Below are 1,025 nucleotides of genomic sequence, written 5' to 3' on the forward strand. Positions count from 1 at the left end.
CCGCACGCGCCCTGATCCAGCGCATGACCGACGGCGAAATCGACATCCTCGTCGCCACCCAGGCGGCGGCCAAGGGACACACTTTTCCGCGCCTGACCCTGGTCGGCGTGGTCGATGCGGACCTGGGCCTGCGCGGCGGCGACCTGCGGGCGGCGGAGCGGACCTTTCAACTTTTGACCCAGGCCACCGGCCGGGCGGGCCGGGCCGACCGGCCGGGGCGGGCCATACTGCAGACCTGGACGCCCGAGCATCCGGTGCTGATGGCGCTGGCGGCCGGCGACCGGGACGCCTTCGTGGCGGCGGAGATGGCCGAGCGCGAGGCGGCGGCCCTGCCGCCGCACGGCCGGCTCGCGGCCATTATCCTGTCCAGCGAGAACGCCATGGCGGTCGAGAAGCTCGCCCGCGATCTGGCCGAAAACATCCCCAACGCCGAACGGCTGGAGGTCTATGGCCCCGCCGACGCGCCGCTGGCGCTGGTGCGGGGGCGGCGGCGCAAGCGGCTGCTGGTCCGGGCCGACCGCGACGTCGACCTGCAGGGCTTCCTGCGCGCCTGGCTGGCGCGGGTGAAGGTCCCGGGGTCGGTGCGGCTGTCGGTGGATGTGGACCCCTACAGCTTTCGTTGAGACGCTACCGCTCGCCGCGCGGCGGCTCGCTGCTTGAGCGCGGGCATGCTGATCGGGCCCACGACCGGAACCCTGACCGTCCCGCCGCTGACGCACGGGAGAAATTATAGTCGTTTTCGGCGGAAAACCTGCCTTCCTTTCAACGCCCTGCGGTTTTGAGACCGCCGTCTCCCAACCATGGTCGGGACCCGCCGTATAATGGCCGTGCCCGGTCCCGGGCCGGTCTTTGACAATCCAGCCGCCGCAGCGCCGACCCAGGCGCCGCCAGGGTCGCGGTAGACGAGGTAGACTCCATACACCGTGTTTTTCCGCCCGGAGAGTCTAACGGCCGCCCCCGATCCGGACGCATCGGACGCTTCGGACGGTGTTTTTCGCCGCCATCGCGCTGGCGAGGTCCGGCCC

1 protein-coding gene is annotated in these 1,025 nt (G+C 71.1%); it reads left to right on the top strand.

The genetic code is table 11. The features are described 5' to 3' along the window. Positions 1-623 (top strand): helicase-related protein (locus Q8S40_RS24480; protein WP_305672498.1); only part of this gene is annotated, 623 nt, incomplete at its 5' end. Between the last annotated feature and the right edge of the window lie 402 nt (positions 624-1,025).

Origin of the sequence: Falsiroseomonas sp. (genome assembly GCF_030695085.1) — a bacterium.
GTDB lineage: Bacteria > Pseudomonadota > Alphaproteobacteria > Acetobacterales > Acetobacteraceae > Falsiroseomonas.